This window comes from Chitinivibrionales bacterium (assembly GCA_035516255.1).
Lineage (GTDB): Bacteria > Fibrobacterota > Chitinivibrionia > Chitinivibrionales > FEN-1185 > FEN-1185.
Genome location: DATJAL010000059.1, coordinates 1 through 1,064, shown reverse-complemented (window position 1 = coordinate 1,064; position 1,064 = coordinate 1). Strand labels below are relative to the sequence as shown.

At 53.6% G+C, this 1,064-nt stretch carries 1 protein-coding gene; it reads right to left on the bottom strand.

The genetic code is table 11. From position 1 onward, the window contains the following. On the bottom strand, positions 1–768 hold a 768-nt coding region (locus VLX68_17335), incomplete at its 3' end, for a VCBS repeat-containing protein (GenBank protein ID HUI94007.1). Positions 769–1,064: the final 296 nt, after the last annotated feature.

The following is a 1,064-nucleotide window of genomic DNA, read 5'->3' as shown; positions in this document are numbered from 1 at the left end:
AGCAATATCTTCAAACTTGCCGTTTTTTTTGTTCTGATACAGCGCGCTGGGCGCGGAATCATTGGCGACATAGATATCCGGCCAGCCGTCATTGTCGAAGTCAGCAGTAAGCACGCCTAGGCCATAGGTTCCATTCGCGTTCAAAATCCCGCTTGAATCAGAAACATCGGTGAAGGTGCCATCGCCGTTATTGTGAAACAGAATATTTTTCCCGCCCTTCAGTCCCGGCGGCCCGCAAGCTACCATGATTCCCTTGTAGAGACACGGACCGGACTCCGGAACGGGGGCGGTCGCAAGATCGAGATCGATGTAATTGGCAACGAACAGATCGAGCTTGCCGTCGCGGTCGTAGTCGACAAAGGCACAACCCGTATTCCAGCGTTTCCCGTTTCCACCGACTCCGGCTTTATCGGTTACATCGGTAAATGTGCCGTCGCCGTTGTTGTGATAAAGCACATTCTTGCCGAAGTAGGTGACGAACAGATCATCGAATCCGTCATTGTCGTAATCACCGATGCAAACGCCCTGTCCCCAGCCATGATGAACGAGTCCGGCCTTCTCGGTCACGTCGGTGAATGTGCCGTCGCGATTGTTTTTGAAGAGATGCGACGTAGGCTCCTGGCCGGCGGGAAATCCTTCGAGGCGCCAGCCGTTCACCAGAAAAATGTCCAGCCAGCCGTCATTGTCATAGTCATAAAAGGCGACACCGCAGCCGGTGGTCTCGAGAAGATATTTGTTCTTGTGCTCGCCGCCGTAAATTGTCTTCACGTTGAGGCCGGCTTCGCGGCCGACATCGGTGAACGTGGCCCCAATCGCGTCGTTAGCGGTGGTGGGATTTTGCGTTTGCGCGAAAAGGCGCGGTCCCGGCCTTACAAGCGAAAGAACATCACTCAGAGATAAAACCAGAGCGGACCGGCTCAGGGATTTTAAGAACGACCGGCGTGAAGAAGACAAAAGAGGCAATACCTTCCCGGGATTGGTGCTTGCTACAATGCGCCGCTACTTTTATAGTGAACGGCTTCGCGATTCGCAAGTTCGCCAATAATCTGCCATGCGCTTGATAT